Below are 24,768 nucleotides of genomic sequence, written 5' to 3'. Positions count from 1 at the left end.
GTGGCGTTCAGACTGCCACGCCAGCCATGGCGCGGGCGGATCGCGGCGTTGTTCGGCATCCTGGCGATGGCGCTGAGCCTGCGCGCCGCCGTCGTCGCCGTGCCGCCGTTGCTCGGTCGGCTGGGCCCGGAGTTGGGGTTCGACTCCTTCAGCATTGGGATGCTGGCCATGCTGGCCCCGATCGTCTTCGCGGCCTTCGGGTTGGCGACGCCGCGGATGATCACGCGGTGGGGACTGGAACGCGTCCTGCTCGGGGCCGTGGTGCTCGCCGTCTTCGGACAGCTTGGCCGCTCCATGGTGGGCGGGGTGGTTCCTTTCCTGGGACTATCGGCGGTCACGATGGCCGGCTACGGGATCGGCAACGTGGTGCTTCCGCCGCTGGTGAAGCGCTATTTCCCGGACCGCATGGCCGTCGTCACGGCCGGATACGTCACGATGCTGGCCATCGGAACGGCCATGAGTCCGCAGTTCGCCGTGCCCCTCGCCGACGCCGTCGACTGGAGGTTCTCGATCGCCTTCTGGTCCCTGGCGAGCGGAGTGGTGCTCGTGCCGTGGGCCGTCCAACTCCTCGGCGACCGCCGGCGGCACCAAAGTGGCGGCACGCCGGCGCGGCCCGCGGCCGTCCGCGTCGCCCGGGAGGACCAGTTGAACCCATGGCGCTCGCCGGTGGCGTGGGGCCTGGCCATCTTCCTGGCCGGCAATTCGGCCCAGACGTACGTCTACTTCACGTGGCTCCCGCCCTACCTGATCTCCCAGGGGCTGGACCCGGCGACGGCGGGCAGCGCGCTGGCCTATTTCGCCATCCTCGGGTTGCCCGTCAGTCTCTTGGTGCCGCTGTGGGTACCGCGGATGCGCCACCCGATCGTCGCCGTCGGACTTTTCGTGGCGTGCTGGATCGTGGGACACACGGGAAACTTCTTGTCGCCGACATCGGGGACCTGGGTCTGGATGACCTTCGCGGGGCTCGGCCAGGGAACGTTTGCGATGGCACTGTTGATGATGAATCTCCGGTCGCGCACCACCTACGGTTCCGGCGTGCTGTCCGGGTTCAGCCAGGGGTTGGGCTACGCCGGGGCCGCCCTCGTCCCGCTGGTTTTCGGTGTCGTCCGCGACGCAACGGGCGGTTGGGGCGCCTCCTTCTCGATGCTCGGCGTCTGCATCGTGGTGTTGCTGATCGGGGCGGCGATGATCAACGGCCCGCGCCGGATCGAGGACGCGCCGCCCGCGCGGCACGGTGGGCACGGAACGTAGGGAACACCCGAATCGGTGATCCGGCGGCGCGTCAGGAACCGGCGGGCTCGCATCTGGCCAAAACCTTGCGCATCGTGTTCAGGTTGCGCGTCGTGGCCAGCGGTTTGTAGCGGACGCGGCCGAGCTGCCTGGCCAACTTCGAATCGAGCGTGTTGCCCCGGGGAATATCCCAATACAGGACATCCCCGACACCCTTGAAGCGCTCCTCGGGCGACGGTTCGGGACAGGCGGCGACGGCCTCGCGGACCGTCTCCGCGCTCGTGGTCAGGATGGCGTACGCGTGGCGGGCGACGCCGTCGTCCGGAGTCGTGAACGGGTAGCCGTCGACGATCTCGGCGACCTGTCCGGGTGTCTTCACGATTACCCAGGCGTCGTAGTCGAATCCCGTCCGGAGGGCCGCCTCCACGTCCTTCTTGACCGTGCTTGCGTCCGGCATCGAGGCGTCCAGGACCACGTTGCCCGAGGAGAGGAGCGTGGAGACGTTGTGGAAACCCGCATCGGTGAGGACGCGCCGCAGATCCGGCATGGCGATGCGGATCCCGCCGACGTTGACGCCCCGGAGAAACACCGCATAGGTAGGCATGCGTGCATTCTTCACCAGCGGACGCGCGGCAACAAGCGGCGCCGCGGCACGGATCCGGTGTTCGGCGCGCTCGATCGGCCCGAATCCCGGTGCGACACTGGTCGCATGGCGAACACATCCGAGGGATCGATCAGCCGGGACGGCGACGCGGACATCCGCCTCGAGGCGACCGTGACCGGGCGGGTCCAAGGTGTAGGTTTCCGCTACACGGCAAGGGAAACGGCCGTCGGCCTCGGGCTGGTTGGCGAGGCGGTCAACCTGCGGAACGGTTCCGTACGCGTGGTGGCCGAGGGATCCCGGCGCGCACTCGATGCGCTCCTAGAGTGGTTGGAATCGGACCGGACTCCTGGACGGGTCGGTTCCGTGGAGGTTCTTTGGGTGGAAACCAAGGGCGACTTGTCCGGTTTCGACACGAGGTAGCGGCCGCTCGCGTTTGCCTGGTCGTCAGGCGGGGCTGCCTTAGTTTGTTGTTTCTCCGCCGGTGGCCTCCGCGCAGGCGTCCTTGAGCGACTGTTCCAGGTCGGCGGTGGTCTCGCCACCCGCCTGGTCCCCGGAGTCGGCCAGCCCCTGGGCCGGATCGAGGATCTCATCGGGCAGACCCGCGGCCCGGCCGGCGTCCAGCAGGCCACCCAGCAGCCTGACGTCCTCGGCGCTGACCTTGCCGTCCTCGACCGGCTTGCACAATTGCGCGATCAAGGCCTCGCGCCCCGAGCCGGCTGCCTCCGATGCCGCTTCGCTGGCCTGGTCCACCGCTCCGCTTGCCGCATCGCGCACGGCATCCTCGGCCTGGGCGCATCCAACCAACCCGAGTCCGGCCGCAGCGAGAAGGATGGGCAGTGCGAGGCTTTTCGAAATGTGGAGCATGCATCAATCGTAGGCGGTGGCGGCGACGCGGCGAACGGCGGTCACCAACCGGAGGCACGCTCCCACCCCGTTTCGTCGTGGCCGTTGCCCCACGGGTCGGCCCAACGCGTCTCCGCCGTCCAACCCTCCGCCGCCAGGATCCACGCTACGGCCGCGCGGTCGAGGTTCTCCGCGCCGCCCACGCCCATGAGACAGAGGTGGTCCTCGACGATGTCGACCAACTGGCGGAAGGTGCCTCTGCGCCGGACAACCTCGGCGCCGACTTCCCCCAGGAGGCGCCCGCACCTCAGGCCCGGGGTTCGTAGTAGAGCGAATGCGGTGGTCACCAGGTCTTCATCCTCGAGTCCCGCGATCCCGGACCGGACAATCCGCGGTGGATTGACCACGGGGCGCGGCGGAGGACTGAGCAACAGCGCCGTCCGCCAGTCGTAGTCCTCCGATGCCAAGGCCCGTCTGGCCGCATCCAGCACCTGGTCGGCGGGGCAGCCGCGGTGCTCGAGTGGCAACATGAGGCGAAGCCGCCGCGTCACCGCCACCTGCTTCCGGTGGACCGCCTCGGCGAGGTCAGCCATATCCGCTCCCTGGCGCACACGGCCCAACAGCCGCAGATGCTCCTCTTCCGTCCACGGCTGGCCGTTCCGATCGTCAGTGGGCGGCGGTACGGGGGCTGTGCCTTCCCGATATAACTCCATGTCCATCTCCCTTCGATGGATCCATGCTGGCAGGCCATCCCACACGAACATCGACTTATCCACAGGTTTGAGGGGCAAGTGCATCAATTCCTGTGGCGGCCTTCGTACGGCCAGATCCGGTGACGTACCGCCGTTTCCGGTCTGCCAGCCATACTTCCGGCAAACTAGACCGGGTGAGTACCGTCGAGAAATCCCAGCACCGAGCCGCCACCGGGCGTCCCGCCAGCATCGAACAGACCATTGCCGACGAACTCGGCGTCGAGCTATGGCGCGTCCGGGCCGCCGTCGAGCTGCTCGACGGCGGGGCCACCGTCCCGTTCGTCGCCCGCTACCGCAAGGAAGCCACGGGCACGCTGGACGACGCCCAGCTGCGCGACCTTGAGGAGCGCCTGCGCTATCTCCGCGAGCTGGAGGACCGGCGCGCCACCGTCCTGCAGGCAATCGAAGAGCAGGGTGCGTTGACCGCGGACCTGCGCAACGCCGTCGTACGGGCCGCCACGAAGGCCGAACTCGAGGACCTCTACCTCCCCTACAAGTCGAAGCGGCGCACCAAGGCGCAGCTCGCCCGCGAGGCCGGCCTGGAGTCGCTGGCCGACGCGCTGCTCAACAATGCGCGGTTGGATCCGGAGACGACGGCGGCGCGCCACCTGGCGCCCGGGTTCGAGGCGCCGGCGGATGCGCTGGCGGGCGCCCGTGCGATCCTCACGGAACGCGCAGGGCAGGACGCCGCGCTGGTCTCGGAACTCCGCGAGCGGGTATGGACGCGGGGACGGCTGCGTTCGAAGGCCTCGCCCAAGGCCGGGGCGGACGCCGCGAAGTTCTCCGACTATGTCGATTTCGCCCAGGCGCCCGACAAGCTGCCCAGCCACCGCGTGTTGGCGCTGCTTCGCGGCGAGCGCGACGGCGCGCTGTCCCTCGAGATCGCCGAGGCCGACCCCCGGGACGACGCGTCGCTGGCCGCCGCCCGGCAGCGGTGTGAGGGCGCGGTCGCGCGGTCCCTGGGCATCCGCGGGCCGGCAGACGGCCCCGCGGGCGAGTGGCTGGCGCAGACGGTGAAGCTGGCCTGGAAGCGGACGTTGCTGTCCCGGATCGAATCCGACCTCCGCACACGGCTGTTCGACGCCGCCCAGGACGAGGCGATCCGCGTCTTCGCCGCGAACCTGCGCGACGTGCTGCTCGCCGCCCCGGCGGGAAACCGTGCGGTGCTCGGGCTGGATCCGGGGCTGCGCACGGGCGTGAAGGTCGCCGTCGTCGACGGAACCGGCAAGGTCGTGGACACCGCGACGATCTACCCGCATGCTCCCGCGAAAAGGTGGGACGAGTCCCTGGCGACGCTCGAGGCACTGGCCGTCCGCCACGCCACGGCTTTGGTGGCGGTCGGCAACGGCACCGCCAGCCGCGAAACCGACAAGCTCGCCGGCGAGCTGCTGGCCCGGCTGGCCAAGAATCCGGCCTTCGTCGGCCCGGCGGCCGCCGACCCGTCCGCGGGTGCGGCGCCCGCGAAGGTGATCGTGTCCGAGGCGGGGGCCTCCGTCTACTCCGCGTCCGCACTTGCGAGCGCGGAACTCCCGGACCTGGACGTGTCGCTGCGCGGCGCCGTCTCGATAGCGCGCCGGCTCCAGGACCCGCTGGCCGAGCTGGTGAAGATCGAGCCCAAGGCGATCGGCGTCGGCCAGTATCAGCACGACCTCTCGCCGGCCAAGCTGGACCGTTCCCTAGATGTATTGACCACGAACGTTGGTAACGCTCGGCGTGGGTGATTGAACCAAGGAAGACCTCCGGGTGAGTGTGGGCTTATTCAGAGTCCGTCTCACCACAGGAGGTCTTCCATGGTCCACGCTAACGCACGTCTCGCGCCGAGGGGGCGCTTGTCCCTGGCCCAAGCCATCGTCGAGGACGGTTGGCCCCTGCGGCGGGCCGCAGAGCGCTTCCAGGTCTCGGCCACCACCGCCGCCCGGTGGGCAGGTCGCTACCGCGAGCTCGGCGCCGAGGGCATGGACGACCGTTCCAGCCGGCCCGAGAGCTGCCGACACCGGACCCCGGTCCGCCGCGAGCGCAGGATCATCGCCATGCGCGCGAACCGACGCTGGGGTCCGGCACGCATCGGGTACCGACTGGGGATGCATCCCTCGACGGTGCACAAGGTCCTCTCCCGCCACGGGCTTTCCAAACTGAAGTGGCAGGACCGCGCCACGGGCCGGAACATCCGCCGCTACGAGCACGAACGCCCCGGGGACCTGGTCCACGTCGACATCAAGAAGCTGGGCCGGATCCCCGACGGCGGCGGCCACAAGGCCCTGGGCAAGGCCGCGGGCCGGCGGAACAAGACCGGCACCGCGGCCAACCGCAGGCCCGGCTACGCGTACCTGCACAACGCGGTCGATGACCACTCCCGCCTGGCGTACACCGAGATCCTCGGCGACGAGAAAAAGGAGACGGCTGCCGCGTTCTGGGAAAGGGCCAACGCCCACTTCAACAGCTGCGGCGTCGAGGTGCGGCGCGTGCTGACCGACAACGGATCCTGCTACCGGTCCCACGCCTTCCGGGACGCCCTGGGCCCGGACATCAAGCACAAGCGCACCCGTCCCTACCGGCCCCAAACCAACGGCAAGGTCGAACGCTACAACCGCACCATGCTCGAGGAATGGGCCTACGCCCGCACCTACACCTCGGAGACCGAACGCGTTGCCGCTTTCGAAACCTGGCAACACCACTACAATCACCACCGAGGCCACACTTCGCTACGAGGACTTCCACCAGCGTCCCGCGTACCCAACCTCAGTGGTCAATACACCTAGACGCCGTCGTCGAGGACTGCGTCAACGCGGTCGGGGTGGACGTCAACACCGCGTCGCCCGCGCTGTTGGCGCGCGTCGCCGGGGTCGGCGGGACGCTGAGCCGGAACATCGTGGAATACCGGGACGCCAACGGCCCCTTCGCCTCGCGGGCGGAGCTGAAGAAGGTGCCGCGGCTCGGCGCGAAGGCGTTTGAACAGTGCGCGGGCTTTCTGCGGGTCGCCGGCGGGCGCAACCGCCTCGACGCCTCTGCCGTCCACCCCGAGGCCTACGGCCTGGCCCAGCGGATCCTGGACACTGCCGGACTGACCGTGGCCCGGGCCACGCCGGGAACGGCCTCCGAAGCGCTGGCGCGGTTGGACCCGGCCGGATTCGTGGACGACAGGTTCGGCCTTCCGACCGTCCGCGACGTCATGGCGGAACTTTCCCGGCCCGGCCGGGACCCTCGCCCCGACTTCACCACCGCGTCCCTGAAGGAGGGCGTCGAGAAGATCGGCGACTTGGCGCCCGGGATGGTGTTGGAGGGAACGGTCTCCAATGTGGCGGCTTTCGGCGCGTTCGTCGACATCGGCGTCCACCAGGACGGATTGGTCCACGTCTCGGCGCTCAGCAACGGCTTCGTCTCTGATCCGCGCGAGGTCGTCCGGTCCGGCCAGGTCGTCAAGGTCAAGGTGCTCGAGGTCGACGCGGCCCGCAAGCGCATTTCCCTCACGCTGCGCCTCGACGACGAGGTGGGCGACGCTCGGAAAACCCGGCACGACGCCGGACGCGGGGCGGGCGCGAAGGCGCCGGGGAACGACGTCGGTGGCGTGCCCATCGAGAAAGCGGGCCCGAGGACGAAGGTGCCGCGCGCCGACGTCGTGCGTGGACGTCCCCGGGTCGTTCCAGGCAAGCCGGCGACCCCGACGGCCGACACGGCGCTGGCCGAGGCCCTCAGACGCGCCGGGCTGGCCTGAGTCCCCTACCGCTCGCGCTGTACCCGCGCCTCGTCCCAGACCGGTTCCTCGGACTCGTAGACCTTGCCGTTGGACCCGAAGACCAGGAACCGGTCGAAGGACTTCGCGAACCAGCGGTCGTGGGTCACCGCGAGGACTGTGCCCTCGAACGCGTCGATCGCTCGCTCCAGTGCCTCGCCGGAGTGCAGGTCGAGGTTGTCGGTGGGCTCGTCGAGCAGCAGGAGCGTCGCGCCGGAGAGCTGCAGCAGCAGGATCTGGAACCGCGCCTGCTGGCCACCGGAGAGCGAATCGAAGGACTGCTCCGCCTGCGCCGCCAACCCGTAGCCGTCCAGGGCGCCGGATGCCGCCTCCCGGGCCATGCCCGAGCGGTGCTCGTCGCCGCGGTGCAGGATGTCCAGCAGGCTCCGCGAGGCGAGGTCGGGGCGCACATGCGTCTGCGCGAAGTAGCCGGGGCGGATCCGGGCGCCGAGCTTCACGGTGCCCTCGTGCGGGACTTCCGCGATGACGACGTCGGACACCGGCACGTGCTCGCGCTCCGGATCGGTGCCCCCCGAGGCGAGCAGACGCAGGAAGTGCGACTTTCCCGAGCCGTTCGCGCCGAGCACGCCGACGCGGTCGCCGAACCAGATCTCGGTCGAGAACGGCTTCATCAGGCCCGTGAGCTCCAGCTTCTCGGCGACCACGGCCCGCTTCGCGGTCCGGCCGCCGCGCAGGCGCATCTTGACGTTCTGTTCGATGGGCAGCGCCTCGGGCGGTCCGATCTCCAGGAACTTCGCCAGCCGGGTCTGGGCGGCGTGGTACCGGTTGGCCATGTCCGACCGGAACGCGGCCTTGTTCTTGTACATGTTGACGAGTTCCTTGAGCTTGAGGTGCTCCTCGTCCCAGCGCTTGCGCAGTTCCTCGAACCGGGCGTTGCGGTCGGCGCGGGCCTCGACGTAGGTGCCGAATCCGCCGCCGTGGATCCAGGCGCCGGCCCCGTTGACGCCGGGCTCCAAGGTGACGATGCGCTCCGCCGCGATGTTCAGGAGCTCGCGGTCGTGGCTGATGAACAGCACGGCCTTCTTGGAATCGTTGAGCTTGGCCTCGAGCCAGCGCTTGCCGGGGACGTCGAGGTAGTTGTCCGGCTCGTCGAGCAGCAGGACCTGGTCCGGGCCGGAGAAGAGCGCCTCGAGGACCAGCCGCTTCTGTTCGCCGCCGGACAAGGTGGACGCCGCGCGGTACTGCGCGCGCTCGTAGGGGATACCGAGGGACGCCATGCACACCTCGTCCCAGACGGTTTCCTGTTCGTAGCCGCCGGCGTCTCCCCAGTCCACGATCGCCTGGGCGTACCGCATCTGGGTCTTCTCCTCCGCCTCCGGCGTCGCGTGGTCGGCGAGCATCGCGTTCTCCGCGGCGGCGAGCTCGGCGGCCGCGTCGGCAATCGACTTCGGGGCGGCGGAGACCAGCAGGTCCCTGACCGTGGACTCGTCCCGGACCTGGCCCACGAACTGGCGCATGATGCCCATGCTCCCGGACCGTCCCACCGTGCCGCCGTCCGCGACGAGGTCGCCGGAGATGACCTTGAAGAGGGTCGTCTTGCCGGTTCCGTTGGGGCCGATCAGCGCCGTCTTGCTCCCGTCTCCGACCTTGAAGGAGACACCGTTCAGCAGTTGTGTTCCGTCGGAGAGGAAGTAGTCGATCCCGGCGACGTCAATATGACCCATCCACCAATCCTACGGGTGAGCGGTGTTTGGTGAGCCAAGCATTCAAAGGGTGCGATAGGCCGGTGTGCCCGAAATATCGATGCCCCGGTGAGTAAGGCCAGACTGCGGTGAACCTCGGGGAAATTCGCCGTAGATTGATGGAATGAACCTCAACGGACAGCTCGAAGCAGCATTCAACGACCAAGTGACCCTCGAGCTCGAGGCGTCGATGGTCTACCGCCAGCTCGCCGTCGAAATGGAGCTCCTGGACCTGCCCGGCATCGCCGGATGGTTCCGCACGCAGGCACAGGAAGAGATTGCGCACGCGGAGAAGTTCATCGCACACATGGTGGACCGCGAGGCCCACCCGCGCATCGGGGCGATGCACGCGCCGTCGGTCAGCGCGACTTCGGTCCTGGAGGCTTTCGAATCGTCGCTGACGCACGAGCAGCGGGTGTCGGACGCCATTCGCAACCTGTACCGCACGGCGCAGCAGCAGGGCGACATCGACGCACTACCCATGCTCAGCTGGTTCGTGTCGGAGCAGCTTGAGGAGGAGGCGACGGTCAACGCGATCATTGGCCGCGTACGACTGATCGGCGAGGACGGCAACGGATTGCTGAGCCTCGACGCCGAGCTCGGCGCCCGCCAGGGCGCGAAGACCTAAATACGACGCCGGCGCACTTCTGTTCGGAGCCCGTCGGCTCCAGTCCCGATTCCTTGGTGCGGCAGGGGTTGTTCCTCCACGGTTTCGAATGAGTGGGAAATTAGCATCTCTTTTCCCCAAATGGTGTCTTGGGGTCTATTCTGTCGTATCTGTTTTCTAGTGTTGGTGTATGGACGGGAAGCGGGATTCGGAGAGTGGCCGGGGGGACGCGCGGGGCGCGGTCCCGGGCCCTGGCGGGTCCGAAGGCTCCGCATCCACCGGGTCCGCGGGTGGCGCGGCGCCTGCCGCGGATTCCGGTTCCGCCCGGCCTTCGGGGTCTGCCGGGGGGCCTGGCGGGACGGGGCTGGTGGAGCCGGTCGAGGCGGTGGAGGGCGTGTCGGCGGAGCATGCGTTGTTCGTGGGTGGGCGGTTGCGGGTGGTGGATCCGGGGGCGCTGACGTTGGAGGAGGCGGTGTTGCTGACCCGCGAGGGCGCCCGGCGGCGTGCGGGGTTGGACGCGGATGAGGTGCGGTTGCGGGCCGCGGCGGTGGAGGCGGTCCACCGGGAGCGGTTGGCGGAGCTCACCGAACTGGCCAGGACCTCCCGGGGCGTCTACCGGCCGTGGGCGGAGCGGTTGCGTGCGGAGTTCGCCGAGACGGACCCGAAGGTGGATTGGTGGGCGACGGCGGCCGCGGCGACCGAGCTGGCCCCGGCGACCGGAACGTCCGAGGCGACGATGCAGGCGCGTGTCGCCCACGCGATCGAGCTCACCACCCACCGGAAGGCGTCCCTTACCGCGCTGGGGAACGGGGAGCTGGGGTTCGGGCACCTGCGGGTGATCCTGGAGGCCTGCGAGGCCGTCCAGCCCGCCGCGGTCCCCCCTCCGGGGAACGGGGCGGACCCGGCCGTGCTGGAGCGGTACCGGCGGGACGTGGCGGCGGAGGTGGAGTTGATGGAGGCGCAGCGGGACTGGCTGGAGGCCGAGCTGCTGGCCTTCGCCCCCGGACGCACCCCGGCGGATTTGGGGAAGAAGGCCCGGCGGGTGCAGGCGAAGATGGGTCCGGGGGTGCTGCGGGAGCGGGTGAAGGCCGCCGGGGAAAAGCGCGGGGTCTGGGTCGAACCCGGAACGGACGGGAGGTCTCGGATGCACGCCGAGCTCCACGCGGTGGACGCGGTGGCGATGATGGACCGGATCCAACGCATCGCCACGACCCTGCACCGCGTCCAGGGCGAGGAGCGGACCATGGCGCAGCTGCGCGCCGACGTCCTGGCCGCCCTGGTGCTGGGCACCGAGGACGGGGACACGTGGGCGAACATCAAGGCTGAGATCATGGTCCTGCTCCCGCACGACGTCCTCACCGGCGATGCCGGCACCCTCCTGGAAACCACCCTCGCCGCCATGGACGCCACGGACGCCACGGACGACGCCGACGGCGCGGACGGCGCAGGCGCCACGGGCGCTCCCTCCGGCGCCGGCGGCGTTGGCGGCGCTGGCCGCCCCACCGGCTTTCCTCCCCACCGCACGGCCGGGACGGCCCCGCCTGGCGATCGAGGCGGCAGGGACGGAGCGTCGTTTGGGGGCAGGGACGCTGCCGGCGGCGGGGCCGTCCATGGCGCAGACGCCGCCGGCGACAGGGCCGCCGACGGTGGTGACGGCGCTGCCGTCGCCCACGAGCGGAGCGTCGGGGCGTGCGGGGCTGATGGGGCGGTCGGCGGCGAAGGAACCCGCGGGACCGGCGCCGCGGACATTCCGGCGGGCACCCGCCCGGCGCAGGACAGCGGTCCGGCCACGGCCACGGCCCCTGCCAGGGCGCCTGAAACGACCCCGGACGCCGAAACCGCGGACGGACCGGCCACGGCAAACGAAACAACCACCACGGACACCACGGCCACCGAGACCGGCGATCCGGACGCCGCGGCCGCAGACGCCCACCCCGCGGACGGCGCCAAACCCGGCGCCAAACCCGGCGCGGGACCCGGTGCGGGACCCGGTGCGGGATCCGGCGGGGTTCCCGGTGGCGGTCCCGAGGTGTGCGAACTGGCCGGATACGGCCCGATCGACCCCGGCGCCGCACTGCACCTGGCCCGGCTTGCCGCGACGTGGGCGACGCTCTACGCCTCCCCCGACGGCACCGCGATCGTCGCCATGGGACGGGCCCGCTACCGACCCACCGAACCGATGCGCCGGATGCTCACCGCCCGGGACCCCTACTGCACCCACATCGGCTGCGCGCGCGTGGACTCCGAAAACGACCACATCACCGAATGGCAGGACGGCGGAACCACCGACCTGGCCAACCTCGCCCCGCGCTGCCCCAAACACCACAAGATGAAAACCGTCGGACTCTGGCAAACCCTCACCACCGGAAACGGCTCCATCACCCACACCTCGCCGGCCGGATTCACCTACAACACCGACACCGAAATCCCCTGGCAAACCACCAAACCACCCCCGCCGCCCGGCGGCCGAAATCACGGTCGCCCGGACCCCCACAACGGCGGAATCCGAACCGAGCACCAAGCCGAAGCCGAAGAATCCTGGCGACGATCACTGGCCGAACTCCGCCAAAAAACCGACACCAGCCAACCCCAACCACCGGACCCAGAACCGGACCCGGGGCCCGGGCAACCCAACGGCGCCGTCAACGACGACGAACCACCGTTCTAGCGCTCGCGACGACACCTACGTCTGCCAGTCGATCGAGCTGGAGGATATGGGTAATACGCTATCGATCGCGTGGTTTCAGGGTTTCGCGCAGTCTTTCCAGCTCGCGTCGGTCTTTCTTGGTCGGGCGACCCGCTCCGCGTTCGCGCACGGGAACGGTGGCCACAAGCTCCTTCGGTCGTTCCGGCGTATGGTCCACGAAACAACGCGCCGCCGCCTCCGCGCCGACGCGCTTGACGATGAGTCCACGAATCTCGAGGATGCGCTCCGACCCATGCTGACGGACCCGGACCGTGTCACCCGGAACAACCGTTTGCGCGGCCTTTACCGGGCGTCCGTTCAGCCGAACGTGGCCGGCCCGGCAGGCCGCCGTCGCAGCGGAACGCGTCTTATACGCGCGGATCGCCCACAGCCAGGCGTCGATGCGCACGGCGGATAGGACTTTCGGAGTCGTCTTCATGTGCCACCGAGTTTACCGGCGGGCCACTCGGGCGCCAGTTCCCGCGCACAAGGTCGCGCGCCGAAAGCATCGATCAGGAATCGCTCTTTGTGCCGAACGCGCGCGGCGAATTGAGCGGATGGGCAAGCGCCGAACAGAGGTGCGCCGCGGCATCCTCTATGAGCGCCTCGGCGTCTGCGACCAGTTCCGGCAGGGTCGCCGCCCCCCGCGCGATGGAAACCGCCGCGGTGATGCCGGCCTCGCGGCATTGGAGCGCCGTAAGCTGCACGGTTCCGGCCACGACGACGACGGCACTCGACGCCGGCGCCATGCGCCGGACCGCGTCGATGACCTTCCCGCCGAGCGACTGCGCGTCCAGGCTCCCCTCGCCCGTCAGCACGACGTCGGCTCGCGCCAGGGCGGCCCGCAATCCCACGGCGTCCGCCACGAGCTCGGCGCCGGGCACTGTCTCGGCGCCGAGCAGTGCGACCAGCGACAGCGGCAATCCACCGGCCGCACCGAACCCGGGGGTGGCCAGAAACGGTTCGGCGCCTGCCGCCAATGCGGTGGTGCGGCCGGCCAGCACGCCGGCGAGGTTCTCCAGGCCCGCGTCGAGCAGCGCGATGTCCGACGGCGTCGCCCCCTTTTGTGGACCAAACACCGCAGCGGCGCCGCGATCGCCGCACAACGGGTTGTCCACATCGACGGCCACGCGCCACCGGACGGCGGCCGCGCGTGGATGTAGCCCGGACAGGTCCACGGAACGGACGTCGGCCAAACCCGCGCCGCCGGGGGCCACGGGCGAACCGGTCTCGTTGAGAAACCGCGCGCCGAGGGCCGTCAGCAAGCCGGTTCCACCGTCCGTGCTGGCCGAACCGCCGATGCACAGCAGGATCTCGCCGACGCAGTCGTCCAGCAGGCGGCGCGCGATGAGGCCCACCCCATGGCTGTCGGCGCGCAGTGGCTGCAGCGGAACGTCGGAGACGTGCGGCAGACCGTTGCCCTCGGCGGCCTCGATGATCCCGGTTTTCCCGTCGGCCGAGACACCATAACTGGCGGTCCGGGGGCGACCGAGGGCGTCCGCTGCCGGGACCATTATGGGCTCGCGCATCCAGCTGGCGAGCAGCGCGTCGAGCGTTCCCTCTCCGCCGTCGGCCAACGGAACCTCGAGGATTTCCGCGTCCGGTCCGTAGGCCGCACGTGCTCCGCGGGCCATCGCCGCGGCGGCTTCGGCCGCGGAGGCGCTGCCCTTGTAGGAATCCGGCGCGACGACGACTATCGGGGAACGTGTAGTGGGCATGCCTTCGACTCTAGGGTGCCCGCACTCACGGGACCACAGTCAATCTGCCCATAGTTCGGGTCGACGAGACTGGAAGTTGGGGTTGTTCTGCACACCCGCGCGCATCAACGAGCGGCGATGCGTTCCCGGCCTGCGGGGGAAGAATCAACGACCGGGCAGCGACCAGACCCAGCCGCAGGGTCAACGCCTGCCGCGGATCGCGGGGATTCAGGCCCGTGGACACGGCTATCCGATCCAGTCTTTGGAGCACGGTGTTGCGGTGCGCAAACAGGGCCCTTGCGGCTCCGGAAACGGAGCCGCCGGCCTCCATGAAGGCGTCCAGCGTCTGCCGCTGGATGGCCGAGAGGGTGGCAACGCGTGCCGCCATGTGCCGCGAGCTCTCGCGCGGCATGCACGCGACCGCCAGTTCCGCGGCGAGGTCCCGGACGTGCAGTCCTCCACCAGACGGGGGCAGGACGTCGGGCCTGGCGGCGAGGGCGGCGAGAGCCTTCGCCGAGTCCTGCAGCGAACGGCCGTCGGTGCACCCGTCCCCCAGGAGCGGCACGACGCCGGAAATCACCGCCGCGGCGGCGAGGGCACCGGCGTCGTGTTCCGACGTACCGAGCAGGACCCATGTCGCCCCTCGGAACGAGGCCCACCGATAGCGGCCCGAGCGCGCGAACAGGTCGGTAACGTCGTTTGAGGCGCCTGCCGCGGCCGGCGCGGCGACCGCGGGGGCAGCGGTGGAGTCGGTGGGGGAATCGACGCGGACCGAGCCCCCGGAGGGCGGCCGCAACAGTGCGGCGAGTCGCCACGGCGGAGCAAGGGGAGCGGCGGCGTTCGGGGATGCGGGCCGCGCGAGCGCATCGCGCCTGGCCGCGGCGTCCACCTCCCATTCGCGTTCGAGGAGCAGCTTGAGGGCCAGCGCCGCGACTTCGGCGAGCGGGGATACCGTCGCGGGATCGCCGGACAGACCGACGACGCCCACGACGCGTCCGTCGATCTCGAACGGCATATTAGCGCCCGCGAGGCCGCCCTCATGCTCCTCGTCGCGGTGGATCAGCACGGCCGTGCCCGTCGCGGCCGCCTTTCGGGCTCCCGCATGCAGCGTCCCGATGCGCGCAGTATCGCGCGAGGCGATGATGAGGCCCGTCGCGTCCATGACATTGACGTTGTGCCGCAGGGTAGGCGAGATTCGGTCGACGACGCGCTGCGCCGGCGTACTGCTCAGGGGCGTCTCCACGGTGTCGCCATCTCTAGCGCGCCACAACAACCGAGTCGATCGACTGGCGAAGCGTCTCAACGGCCTCCGACGGCAGCGCCGCGTCCGTCACCAGTACGTCCGCATCGGACAGGGGTGCGATGTGGCATAGCCCGGTGAGGCCCCACTTCGTGTGGTCCGCGAGCACGATGTGCTGCGCGGCAGAGGCGATGAACGCCTGGTTGACCTGTGCCTCGAGCATGTTCGGGGTCGTAAACCCGTCCTCGGCGGTCATCCCGTGGACGCCTATGAAACATGCGTCGACATGCAGGTGGCGGAGGGCCGCGACGGAGAGCGGGCCGACCAGGGCGTCCGACGGCGTACGCACCCCGCCGGTCAGAATCACGGTCTGCGTGGTGTTTTCCGCCGCGTAGAACACCTCCGCGATGCGCGGCGAGTTCGTGACGATGGTCAGGTCCGCGATACGCGTGCAGTGCCGGGCCAGCGCGTAGGTGGTGGTTCCGGAGGTCAGGGCGACAGACATTCCCTCGTGAATCAATCCGGCCGCAGCCTCCGCGATCCGGTCCTTCTCCGCGGACTCGAGGGTCAGTTTCTTAACGAATCCGGGCTCGACGCTGGTGGCGGCCTGTTCGCGGGTCGCGCCGCCGTGGACCTTGACGACGGCGCCGCGTGCCGCCAGCGCGTTGAGGTCGCGGCGGACGGTCATCTCCGACACGCCAAGTTCGGCAGACAGCGCGGCGACGCGCACCTGTCCGTGCTTTTCGATCCTGTCGAGGATGTGTTGCTGCCGATGCGGCGGAAGCATCTCAATCATGAACCCGCCTCCATTTCGCTGGTTGTATATGGACAGCCTAGCCATGATGCAAAGAAAACCAACATGCTCTTGCTCCATCGTGTTCACTTAAGTGCTCATCGCGTGAAGGCCGTTATCTGCAGTATTACTCCGGGAAACCTCGATATTGCATGACCTGTTGTGTTGGACTGTGACCCGTGTCATAGTTGCCAAGAGTTGTTTTGAGTACGTTTATGGTCGAGTTTGATCGATTATTCAGAATTGCCAACCCGTTACCGGTCGGCCCAGTGCGTGAACTTCAAAGGAGAAACCGTGGCTATCCGTTCCAACCCCGTCGCCGGAGGGCGGCTGTCGCCAAGCCCACTTGGCCTCGGACCGCTGTCCAGCGTCCCCGTCACTCGCCGCAACGTCCTGGGCGGCGCCTTCGGCCTCTCGACGCTGGCGGCGCTCACCGCCTGCGGCGGATCGGGCGGTGCCGGCGCCGTTTCAGCGGGCACCGGTGCCATCAGCCTGGGTTCCAACCAGTCTGACGCCGTTCCCAAGGCCGCGTACCAGCAGATCGTCGACGCGTTCGTCGAGGCCTCCGGCTCCGAGGTCCGCATCAACACGATCGACCACAATACCTTTCAGGAGCAGATCAACTCCTACCTGCAGGGAGAGCCGGACGACGTCTTCTCGTGGTTCTCGGGCTACCGCATGCGCTTCTTCGCCGACCAGGGCTTGGCCGGCGACATCTCGTCCGTCTGGGACACGATCGGCGACAACTTCAACCAGTCCTTCAAGGACGCCGCTACCGCGTCCGACGGCAAGCAGTACTTCGTGCCCCTCTCGTACTACCCGTGGGCGGTCTTCTACCGGAAATCAGTGTTCGCGGACAAGGGCTACACGGAACCGAAGACCCTGGACGAGTACATCGCGCTGAACGAGGAAATGCTCAAGGACGGACTCACCCCCATCGGCTTCGCGGACAAGGGCGGCTGGGAGGCCATGGGAACCTTCGACGTCCTGAACATGCGCATCAACGGATACGAGTTCCACACCAAACTGCTTGCCGGCGAGGTTTCGTGGGAGTCGCCCGAGGTCAAGGAAGTGTTCAACACGTGGGCGAAGCTTCTGCCCTACCACCAGGAGGGCGCGCTCGGCCGCGACTGGCAGGAGGCCGCACAGGGTCTGCTGCAGAAGAAGTCCGGCACCTACCTCCTCGGAATGTTCGTGTCCCAGCAGTTCCAGGACGCCGAGGGTGGCGAGGCCCTCGATGACCTGGACTTCTTCACGTTCCCCGAGGTCAACGCGGATTTCGGCACAGACGCCATCGACGCGCCGACCGACGGGTTCATGATGAGCTCCAGGACCCAGAACGCGGGAACGGCCAAGCAGCTGCTGGAGTTCCTCGGTGGTGCGGAGGCTGAACAGGTCAATTCGGAGGCGGACAAGGGCATCGTCGGCCCGGCCAACAACATCGACACGTCCGGCTACACGGCGCTGCAGAAGAAGGCGGTCGAGGTCGTGGGCGGGGCGAAGCACATCGCCCAGTTCCTGGACCGCGACACCCGCCCGGACTTCGCCTCCACGGTGATGGTCCCGTCGCTGCAGTCCTTCCTCAGGGACCCCAAGGACATCGACACGGTGCTGCAGGACATCGAGGCCCAGAAGAAGGCCATCTTCGTCGGCTGACCCCGGCCAGGAGAGGAACACAATGACTTCGACAACCATCAACCGCCCGCGCCCGGGCCGCGGCAAGGTCAGGCGGTATTCGGGCTCGGACCGGATCGTCATGGCCCTGATGCTCGGCATCCCGGCACTCATTGTCCTGGCCTTCGTCTGGGGACCGGCGCTGGCATCGGTGTTCCTTTCCTTCACCCGTTGGAACGGCGTGACGGCCATCGAGCCGGTCGGGACGCAGAACTACGAACAGATCGCCACGATCTATCCGCCGTTCTGGCCCGCACTGCAGCACAACCTGATCTGGCTGGCCGTCCTCGGTCTCGTCGCCACGCCGCTGGGTCTTTTTCTGGCCGTCCTACTGGACAAGAACATCCGCGCAAGCCGCTTCTACCAGAGCATTTTCTACCTGCCCGTGGTGCTCTCCCTGGCGCTCGTTGGCTTCATCTGGACCCTGCTGTACTCGCAGGACCAGGGCCTGATCAACCAGCTCACCGGAGCCGAGGTGAACTGGCTGGGGGATCCGGACATCAACCTCTGGGCCGTCCTGGTGGCGGCGGGCTGGCGCCACGTCGGCTACATCATGGTGCTGTACCTGGCGGGCCTGAAGGGCGTGGACCACGCCATCAAGGAGGCCGCGGCGATCGACGGGGCCAACCAGGTCCAGACATTCTTCCGCGTGGTCTTCCCGACGCTGAAGCCCATCAACGTGGTGGTTCTGGTGGTCACGGTGATCGAAGGGCTTCGGGCGTTCGACATCGTCTACATCATCAACAAGGGCACCAACGGACTGGAATTGCTGTCCGTGTTGATCACCAACAACATCATCGGCGAGGCCAGCCGGATCGGTTTCGGGTCCGCCATCGCGGTCATCCTGCTGGTCATTTCCCTGGTCTTCATCATCACCTACCTTGTCCAGACCTTCCGGGAGGAAGAACGCTGATGGCACTCTCCACACCGCTCCGCTCCGACCTGCCCACGGACACCACCGCGCCGCAGGAACCTCGCCGCAAGGCGGCGGCCCGGCCGGGCAGGGTTGTCCTGCACATCAGCCTCGCCGTCTGGGCCTTCTTCTGGCTCACGCCGCTGATCTGGGCCGTCTACACCTCCCTGCGCCCGTACTCGGAGACCGCGGTCAAGGGCTACGTGTCGCTGCCTGACACTCTCAACTTCGACAACTACGTCGCCGCGTGGACCCAGGCCGAACTGCCCAAGTACTTCTTGAATTCGCTCCTGATTGCGGTCCCCGCCGTCGTCCTGGTGCTGTTCCTGTCCTCGATGGCCGCGTTTGTCCTAGCCCGCTTCAGCTTCGGGCTGAACATTCCGCTGCTGATGTTCTTCACGGCCGCGAACCTGCTCCCGCAACAGGTCATCATCACCCCGCTGTACCGGATGTTCCTCTCCGTCGGGCTCTACAACACACAACTCGGCGTGATCCTGATTAACGTGGCCTTCCAGATGGGCTTTTGCGTCTTCGTGCTGAGCAACTTCATGAAGGCGCTGCCCCCGGAGCTCGGCGAGGCCGCCCAAGTCGACGGCGCGGGCGTTTGGCGGCAGTTCCATCAGATCATCCTTCCCTTGACCCGCCCGGCCCTCGCCGCCCTCGCAACCTTGCAGTTCGCCTGGATCTACAACGACTTCTTCTGGGCCCTGGTGCTGCTGCGCGACGGCGACGCGATGCCGGTCACGAGCGCGCTGAACAACCTCAAGGGCGCGTTCTTCACCGACAACAACCTGGTGGCCGCCGGTGCCGTGATGATCGCGCTGCCCACCGTCGTAATCTTCATCGCCCTGCAGAAACACTTCGTCGCCGGCCTGACCTTCGGCTCCAACAAGTAGGACAACCATGGATTCCAGCGCGACCACCCAAGAGGCCCGCACCCCCGCCGACGATCCCGCGGCCACCGATCTCCCGTATTATCTCAACCCCTCGCCGGGTTCCGGCGCGTTGCCAGCGCGCGCACACCTGTCCTCGGACCGCCCCGAGGCCTCCCTCGCCGGACGGTGGGGCTTCCGTTACGCCCCGAGCGTCGCCGCAGCCCACCCCGATCCGGCGGGCGGAGGCGCCGGATTCCCGGACACGACGGCGGTTCCGGGTCATTGGGTCCTCGACGAGTCAAACGGTCCGCTGGTCACCGGGCGGGTGAACCGGTTCGGCAGCCCCTGGTACACCAACGTGGTCTACCCGTTCCCCGTGGACCCGCCGTTCCTTCCCGACGCCAACGGCACGGGCGACCACCTGCGGGAGTTCACGCTCGAGGAACTCGGCTTCGGCGACGCCGTGCGGAGGGGCCTGGACCGGATCCTGCTGCGCTTCGAGGGTGTGGAGTCGGTCTTCAAGGTGTGGCTCAACGGAACCGAACTGGGGCACGCGGCCGGGAGCCGGCTCACCCACGAGTTCGACGCCACTGCGGCGCTGCGTGCCGACGGGCCGAACCGGCTGGTGGTCCGCGTCCACCAGTTCTCGGCGGCCAGCTACCTGGAGGACCAGGACCAGTGGTGGCTCCCGGGCATCTTCCGCGACGTCCGCCTCATCGGCCGGCCGCGCCGGGGCGTCACCGACGTGCGCGTGGTCGCCGACTACGCCGCCGGGCATGGCACTCTCACGGTCGAGGCCGATGCGACCGTGGCAGCGCACCCGTTGGTCCTGCGCATCCCCGAGCTGGGCATCGAACGCGCGCTGGGCACGCCCGACGCCGGAGGGCCCGCCCGCGCGGTCGTGTCGGTCGGCGCCGTGCAAGGTTGGACGGCGGAGACTCCCCGGCTCTATGCCGCGGAATTGGCCGCGCCGGGGGAGAAGATCTCCCTGCGCCTGGGCTTCCGCCGCGTGGCACTCGAGTCCGGCGTGCTCACCGTCAACGGGAGCAGAGTGCGCCTTAAGGGCGTGAACCGCCACGAGTTCGACCCCCGCGCCGGCCGCGCCGTCACCGAGGAGTTCACCCGCGCCGAACTGCTGGTGATGAAGCGCCACAACATCAACGCCATCCGCACCAGCCACTACCCGCCGAACCACCACCTGATGGACCTCGCGGACGAGCTCGGCTTCTGGCTGATCGACGAATGCGACCTGGAGACCCACGGTTTCGTCGAGCAGGCCTGGGTGTGCAACCCCTCCGACGACCCGGCGTGGCGGGATGCCTACCTGGACCGCATCGAGCGCACCTGGCGGCGGGACGCCAACCACCCCAGCGTGGTGATGTGGTCCCTCGGCAACGAGTCGGGGACCGGCGCCAACCTCGCGGCCATGGCCGACTGGGTCCGCGAACACGACCCCATGCGGCCCGTCCACTACGAGGGCGACCACGATGCCGCGTACACCGACGTCTACTCCCGGATGTACGCAACGCCGAAGGAATCGGAGTCGATCCTGCGCGGCGATGCCGTCCCCTCGGCCACCGTGGCGGGCTCCGCCCGAATCGCCGGACAGCCCTACCTCCTGTGCGAATACGTCCACGCCATGGGCAACGGGCCCGGCGGGATCACCGACTACGAGGTCCTGTTCGACGCGCACCCGCGCGCCGCGGGAGGGTTCGTCTGGGAGTGGAAGGACCACGGTATCCTGGCCCAAACCCCGCGAGGGGCGTCCGTGTACGCCTACGGCGGCGATTTCGCCGAACCCATCCACGACGGGAACTTCGTGCTGGACGGGCTCGTCTTCGCCGACGGGACGCCCGGGCCGGGCCTGATCGAATACGCCAAGGTCATCGAACCGGTGCGGATCGAACCGGACGCCAGCGCCGGGTCCGTCGCCATCGCCAACCGGCAGGACTTCGCCGACACCTCGGCGTTCGACTTCGGATGGGCCGTACACGATTCCGACGGCCATGCCATCGCGTCCGGCGGTCTCGCCCTCGCCGCGTTGCGGGCGCACGAAGGCACGACGGCGGGCCTGCCGCCCGAGGCTCTGGATGCGCTGCGCCGCACCCTGCGGGAACGGGCCGGAGCGGTGCTGACCGTCGAAGCCAGGCTCGCCCGCGCCACTCCGTGGGCGGACGCCGGCCACCTCCTCGCCTGGGGCCAGTCCGGCGTCCCGGTGAACACGAACGGAGGCGGTCCCGCCGGGGGCGCCGCCGTCCTCGGCGCCGGTGCCCCGTCACCCGGCGTACTGCCGCCCGGTGCCGATATCGGACCCGACGGGCTGCTTCGCTCGTTCGACGGAATCGCCCTTGGGGGCCCGGCTTTCGGCGCCTTCCGCGCCCCCACGGACAACGACGCCGGGACCATCGAACCCACGAGGGACATGCGCCACGTGTCCGCCACCGATCCGTCCGTTCACGCCGATTTCGACTGGGACGCCCACGCCGGGACCGAACCGGGGCCGGTCGTGGCCATCGCCCAGCGGTGGAGGGACGCCGGCCTGCACGTGCTGCAGCGGCGTACCGTGGCCCTGGAGCGAGGGCGGGGCATCGTCCGGGCGGAGCACCGCTACGCGCCTCCCGCACGCGCCACCGGCTTCCGGGTCATGACGAGCTGGACCGCGGCGGCCGGCCCCTCCGCGACCTCCGGACCCGCCGGCACCCTCAGGCTGAGCGCCCGCATGGACGCGCTGCAGGAATACGGGTTCCCGCTGGCCCGGCTGGGCCTCGATTTCGTCGTGCCCCTTGACGCGCTCGCGGAGGGGCCGGACACCGTGCGCTGGTTGGGGCTCGGCCCCGGCGAGGGCTACGCCGACTCGCTCCGGGCACAACGGTTCGGCCGGCACGCGGCGGCGCCCGCGGAGCTCCACATGGCGTACCCGATGCCGCAGGCCAACGGTCGGAGGGCCGGACTGCGCCGCCTGGAGCTGGGGCTCTCGGACGGCCGGCGGCTGCGCATCGACGTCGTTTCCGGCCCCGAGGACACCGGCTTCACCCTGAGTCCCTGGAGCCAGAGCGAGCTGGACGCGGCCGGGCACCCGTGCGAGCTGCCGCCGCCGACCGCGTGGCACCTGGGCATCGACGCCGGACAACACGGTCTGGGCAGCAGGTCCTGCGGCGTCGACGTTCCGGCCCGCGATGCACTCCTCGCCACCGGGGCCGAACTGGTCCTGGACATTTCCATCACCGCCACCTCGAGTTTGGAATCCACGTGAGTCTCGTCAGTCTGGCCGGAAGCGGCGTCGCACTGGTCCTGGAAACGTCCGGGGCACCCGCCGTCGTTCATTTCGGCGCCGATCCGGGACCGCTCCCGGACTCCCTCGTGACAGGCCCGGCCGTCCACTCGGGCTACGACGTCCCGGTTGCGCCGCCGCTGTGGCCGCTACCGGCCGGCGGCTTCGCCGGCACCCCACTGCTCAACGGGCACCGCAACGGTCGGGACACGTCGCCGCGCTTCACCGACCCGACGGTTGCCCTGGACTCCAACATGCTGACGCTGCGGTCCGCCGATGCGGAGACCGGCCTGTCGCTGACCACCAGGTTCGAGCTGCTCGACGGCGGGCTGCTGCGCATGGCCCACACGCTAGCGAACGACGGTGGCGCGCCCTACGAGGTGCAGTCACTGACTATGGCCCTCCCCGTGGGACAGCAGGCCGGCGAGCTGCTCGACGTCGCCGGGCGCTGGACCCGGGAACGCCACCCGCAGCGCGCACCCTTCAACGTCGGGACCTGGTCGCGGACCGGGAGGCGTGGACGCACCGGACACGACGCCCCGCTCTTGCTCGCGGCCGGGACCGAAGGCTTCGGCAACCGGAGCGGCGAAGTCTGGGCCGCGCACTTCGGATGGAGCGGCAACTCCACCGTCTTCGCCGAACGCGACGCGGCGCCGTCGCGCGTGATCGGCGCCGGCGAACTGTTCGGGACGCGCGAATTGGTGCTGGATCCGGGCACGAGGCACACGACGCCGTGGCTTTACCTTGCGTACTCGGACACCGGACTCGACGGGGTGGCGGAGCGTTTCCACCGCCACTTGCGCTCCCGGCCGAGCCATCCGGCACGCCCCCGCCCCGTGGTGCTGAACACGTGGGAGGCCGTCTACTTCGACCACGACCTCGGCGAGTTGAAGGAACTGGCCGGCTCTGCGGCGGAACTGGGTGTGGAGCGGTTCGTGCTCGACGACGGGTGGTTCGGATCGCGCCGCGACGACACCTCCGGACTCGGCGACTGGCGGGTGTCCCCGGACGCATGGCCCGGGGGGCTGCTTCCGCTGGTCTCCCACGTGCGTTCGCTGGGCATGGAGTTCGGCCTCTGGGTGGAACCGGAGATGGCCAACCCGGATTCGGGCCTGGTACGCAGCCATCCGGACTGGCTGTGCCGCGCGCGGAACGACTCCCTCGCGCCGACGTGGCGGCGGCAACACGTCGTCGACCTGGCCAACCCGGCGGCCTTCGCCCACATCCTCGACGCGATCGATGCCGTCCTAGCCGAATGCCGCGACGCCGGGGAACCCATCGCGTTCCTCAAATGGGACCAGAACCGCGACCTCACGGACATGGCCTCCGCCGGCCGCCCATCGCAGCACCGCCAGACCCTGGCCGCATACCGGCTGATGGACGAGTTGCGCGCGCGGCACCCGGGACTGGAGATCGAGTCCTGCTCCTCCGGCGGGGCCCGGGTGGACCTGGGAGTCCTGGAGCACACCGACCGCGTGTGGGCGTCCGACTCCAACGACGCGCTGGCGCGGCAAACCATCCAGGAATGGACGCAGCGCGTACTGCCGCCGGAACTGGTGGGACAGCACATCGGCCCGGGCACCGCGCACACGTCCGGGCGCACGCACGCCCTAGCGTTCCGCGGCATCACCGCGCTCTTCGGCCACTTCGGCATGGAGTGGGACATCCGGGATGCCGTGGGGCCCGACCGGGAGACGCTCCGCGAACTGGTGGCCCTCTACAAGGAGCACCGGGCGCTGCTGCACACGGGCACGGCCGTCCGAGCCGACCTCGTGGAGCGGGCGTACTCCCTGTACGGGACGGTGGCGTCCGACCGCTCGGATGCGTTGTTCGCCTTCGTGGCGCTGGCCGCATCGGACAACGAGGCCCCCGGCCGCATCGCCGTTCCGGGCTTGGACCCTGGGAGGACCTACAGCGTCCGGGGCTTCGTCCCCGGCAACGAACCGGGGACCTTCGGGCACCGCGGGGCGCCGGCGTGGTGGGACGGCGGCATCGTCGCGACCGGTCGCCACCTGGCCACCATCGGAATCCCGATGCCCGTGCTCAATCCCGAACGGGCCGTGCTGCTCCGTTTTCAGGAATCTCCCCGCAACCAGGAAGCGGTGGCCCAGTGATCCCCGCGCAACGCCGCAACACCACTCCCGAACACG

At 69.2% G+C, this 24,768-nt stretch carries 18 protein-coding genes and 2 pseudogenes; 12 read left to right on the top strand and 8 right to left on the bottom strand.

All coding sequences use genetic code 11. The features are described 5' to 3' along the window. Complete coding sequence (locus tag AC0QSG_RS09550; protein WP_475375211.1) at positions 1–1,251, top strand: MFS transporter; 1,251 nt, start codon at positions 1–3, stop codon at positions 1,249–1,251. Between the two features lie 31 nt (positions 1,252–1,282). Here the strand turns inward: AC0QSG_RS09550 and AC0QSG_RS09545 are convergent, their stop codons facing one another. After that, complete coding sequence (locus AC0QSG_RS09545) at positions 1,283–1,834, bottom strand: DUF1697 domain-containing protein (RefSeq protein ID WP_475375210.1); 552 nt, start codon at positions 1,832–1,834, stop codon at positions 1,283–1,285. A 105-nt stretch (positions 1,835–1,939) separates the two neighbouring features. On the opposite strand from AC0QSG_RS09545, the gene AC0QSG_RS09540 reads away from it, so the two are divergent. Continuing rightward, a complete protein-coding gene (locus AC0QSG_RS09540) occupies positions 1,940–2,254 on the top strand; it encodes an acylphosphatase (RefSeq protein ID WP_475375209.1) in 315 nt (104 codons plus the stop codon). A gap of 39 nt (positions 2,255–2,293) precedes the next feature. Here AC0QSG_RS09540 and AC0QSG_RS09535 read toward each other — a convergent pair whose 3' ends face one another. Both AC0QSG_RS09535 and AC0QSG_RS09530 read right to left on the bottom strand, forming a co-directional pair. Then, entirely contained in the window at positions 2,294–2,698 is a 405-nt protein-coding gene (locus AC0QSG_RS09535; RefSeq protein WP_475375208.1) for a hypothetical protein, read from the bottom strand. Positions 2,699–2,739: 41 nt separating this feature from the next. Next, positions 2,740–3,270 carry a hypothetical protein gene (locus tag AC0QSG_RS09530; RefSeq protein ID WP_475375207.1) on the bottom strand — a complete coding sequence of 177 codons (531 nt, stop codon included), beginning with the start codon at positions 3,268–3,270 and terminating at the stop codon, positions 2,740–2,742. 293 nt (positions 3,271–3,563) lie between these two features. On the opposite strand from AC0QSG_RS09530, the pseudogene AC0QSG_RS09525 reads away from it, so the two are divergent. The 3 genes and pseudogenes from AC0QSG_RS09525 to AC0QSG_RS09515 all read left to right on the top strand — a co-directional run. Then, positions 3,564–5,138 (top strand): annotated as a pseudogene (locus AC0QSG_RS09525) (Tex-like N-terminal domain-containing protein); the annotation flags it as partial. A gap of 81 nt (positions 5,139–5,219) precedes the next feature. Continuing rightward, positions 5,220–6,188, top strand: a complete 969-nt coding sequence (locus tag AC0QSG_RS09520) for an IS481 family transposase (protein WP_475375206.1) — start codon at positions 5,220–5,222, stop codon at positions 6,186–6,188. Continuing rightward, a pseudogene (locus AC0QSG_RS09515) lies at positions 6,185–7,141 on the top strand (helix-hairpin-helix domain-containing protein); the annotation flags it as partial. The gene AC0QSG_RS09520 and the pseudogene AC0QSG_RS09515, both read left to right, overlap by 4 nt. Before the next feature lie 5 nt (positions 7,142–7,146). On the opposite strand, the gene AC0QSG_RS09510 reads toward AC0QSG_RS09515, so the two are convergent. Next, entirely contained in the window at positions 7,147–8,844 is a 1,698-nt protein-coding gene (locus AC0QSG_RS09510; protein ID WP_475375205.1) for an ABC-F family ATP-binding cassette domain-containing protein, read from the bottom strand. A gap of 142 nt (positions 8,845–8,986) precedes the next feature. Here AC0QSG_RS09510 and AC0QSG_RS09505 point away from each other — a divergent pair, with 142 nt between their 5' ends. Continuing rightward, the gene (locus AC0QSG_RS09505) at positions 8,987–9,490 is read left to right on the top strand and encodes a ferritin (protein ID WP_475375204.1); all 504 of its coding nucleotides are present in this window, start codon (positions 8,987–8,989) and stop codon (positions 9,488–9,490) included. Positions 9,491–9,836: 346 nt separating this feature from the next. Next, positions 9,837–12,137: an HNH endonuclease signature motif containing protein gene (locus AC0QSG_RS09500; RefSeq protein ID WP_475375203.1), complete on the top strand. Its 2,301-nt coding sequence runs from the start codon at positions 9,837–9,839 to the stop codon at positions 12,135–12,137. A gap of 58 nt (positions 12,138–12,195) precedes the next feature. On the opposite strand, the gene AC0QSG_RS09495 is transcribed toward AC0QSG_RS09500, so the two are convergent. From AC0QSG_RS09495 to AC0QSG_RS09480, 4 genes are all read right to left on the bottom strand, one after another. Then, positions 12,196–12,594: an RNA-binding S4 domain-containing protein gene (locus AC0QSG_RS09495; RefSeq protein ID WP_435728554.1), complete on the bottom strand. Its 399-nt coding sequence runs from the start codon at positions 12,592–12,594 to the stop codon at positions 12,196–12,198. A gap of 73 nt (positions 12,595–12,667) precedes the next feature. Further along, positions 12,668–13,873, bottom strand: a complete 1,206-nt coding sequence (locus AC0QSG_RS09490; RefSeq protein WP_475375202.1) for a glycerate kinase — start codon at positions 13,871–13,873, stop codon at positions 12,668–12,670. Between the two features lie 25 nt (positions 13,874–13,898). Beyond that, positions 13,899–15,095, bottom strand: coding sequence for a sugar diacid recognition domain-containing protein (locus AC0QSG_RS09485; RefSeq protein WP_475375201.1), 1,197 nt, complete (start codon positions 15,093–15,095; stop codon positions 13,899–13,901). 13 nt (positions 15,096–15,108) lie between these two features. After that, the gene (locus AC0QSG_RS09480) at positions 15,109–15,888 is read right to left on the bottom strand and encodes a DeoR/GlpR family DNA-binding transcription regulator (protein ID WP_435728552.1); all 780 of its coding nucleotides are present in this window, start codon (positions 15,886–15,888) and stop codon (positions 15,109–15,111) included. A 291-nt stretch (positions 15,889–16,179) separates the two neighbouring features. Here AC0QSG_RS09480 and AC0QSG_RS09475 point away from each other — a divergent pair, with 291 nt between their 5' ends. The 5 genes from AC0QSG_RS09475 to AC0QSG_RS09455 are packed head-to-tail and all read left to right on the top strand — an operon-like array spanning position 16,180 to position 24,732. Further along, positions 16,180–17,541, top strand: a complete 1,362-nt coding sequence (locus AC0QSG_RS09475; RefSeq protein ID WP_435728551.1) for an ABC transporter substrate-binding protein — start codon at positions 16,180–16,182, stop codon at positions 17,539–17,541. A gap of 22 nt (positions 17,542–17,563) precedes the next feature. Next, positions 17,564–18,472, top strand: a complete 909-nt coding sequence (locus AC0QSG_RS09470; RefSeq protein WP_435728550.1) for a carbohydrate ABC transporter permease — start codon at positions 17,564–17,566, stop codon at positions 18,470–18,472. Then, entirely contained in the window at positions 18,472–19,368 is an 897-nt protein-coding gene (locus tag AC0QSG_RS09465) for a carbohydrate ABC transporter permease (protein ID WP_435728549.1), read from the top strand. Before AC0QSG_RS09470 ends, AC0QSG_RS09465 begins: the two co-directional genes overlap by 1 nt. Before the next feature lie 7 nt (positions 19,369–19,375). Continuing rightward, complete coding sequence (locus tag AC0QSG_RS09460; protein ID WP_475375200.1) at positions 19,376–22,600, top strand: glycoside hydrolase family 2 TIM barrel-domain containing protein; 3,225 nt, start codon at positions 19,376–19,378, stop codon at positions 22,598–22,600. Beyond that, entirely contained in the window at positions 22,597–24,732 is a 2,136-nt protein-coding gene (locus AC0QSG_RS09455) for an alpha-galactosidase (RefSeq protein ID WP_475375199.1), read from the top strand. Before AC0QSG_RS09460 ends, AC0QSG_RS09455 begins: the two co-directional genes overlap by 4 nt. Positions 24,733–24,768 lie beyond the last annotated feature (36 nt).

Source organism: Arthrobacter sp. LT660 (assembly GCF_056172845.1).
Note: the sequence above shows the minus strand (reverse complement) of the source record. Positions and strands in the feature narration are given on the sequence as shown.

What these genes read in the sequence shown, in the direction of transcription:
- AC0QSG_RS09545 (WP_475375210.1), bottom strand. Translation starts at nt 1,834, where the DNA reads ATGCCTACCTATGCGGTGTTTCTCCGGGGCGTCAACGTCGGCGGGATC.
- AC0QSG_RS09540 (WP_475375209.1), top strand. Translation starts at nt 1,940, where the DNA reads ATGGCGAACACATCCGAGGGATCGATCAGCCGGGACGGCGACGCGGAC.
- AC0QSG_RS09535 (WP_475375208.1), bottom strand. Translation starts at nt 2,698, where the DNA reads ATGCTCCACATTTCGAAAAGCCTCGCACTGCCCATCCTTCTCGCTGCG.
- AC0QSG_RS09530 (WP_475375207.1), bottom strand. Translation starts at nt 3,270, where the DNA reads ATGGCTGACCTCGCCGAGGCGGTCCACCGGAAGCAGGTGGCGGTGACG.
- AC0QSG_RS09520 (WP_475375206.1), top strand. Translation starts at nt 5,220, where the DNA reads ATGGTCCACGCTAACGCACGTCTCGCGCCGAGGGGGCGCTTGTCCCTG.
- AC0QSG_RS09510 (WP_475375205.1), bottom strand. Translation starts at nt 8,844, where the DNA reads ATGGGTCATATTGACGTCGCCGGGATCGACTACTTCCTCTCCGACGGA.
- AC0QSG_RS09505 (WP_475375204.1), top strand. Translation starts at nt 8,987, where the DNA reads ATGAACCTCAACGGACAGCTCGAAGCAGCATTCAACGACCAAGTGACC.
- AC0QSG_RS09495 (WP_435728554.1), bottom strand. Translation starts at nt 12,594, where the DNA reads ATGAAGACGACTCCGAAAGTCCTATCCGCCGTGCGCATCGACGCCTGG.
- AC0QSG_RS09490 (WP_475375202.1), bottom strand. Translation starts at nt 13,873, where the DNA reads ATGCCCACTACACGTTCCCCGATAGTCGTCGTCGCGCCGGATTCCTAC.
- AC0QSG_RS09480 (WP_435728552.1), bottom strand. Translation starts at nt 15,888, where the DNA reads ATGATTGAGATGCTTCCGCCGCATCGGCAGCAACACATCCTCGACAGG.
- AC0QSG_RS09470 (WP_435728550.1), top strand. Translation starts at nt 17,564, where the DNA reads ATGACTTCGACAACCATCAACCGCCCGCGCCCGGGCCGCGGCAAGGTC.
- AC0QSG_RS09465 (WP_435728549.1), top strand. Translation starts at nt 18,472, where the DNA reads ATGGCACTCTCCACACCGCTCCGCTCCGACCTGCCCACGGACACCACC.
- AC0QSG_RS09460 (WP_475375200.1), top strand. Translation starts at nt 19,376, where the DNA reads ATGGATTCCAGCGCGACCACCCAAGAGGCCCGCACCCCCGCCGACGAT.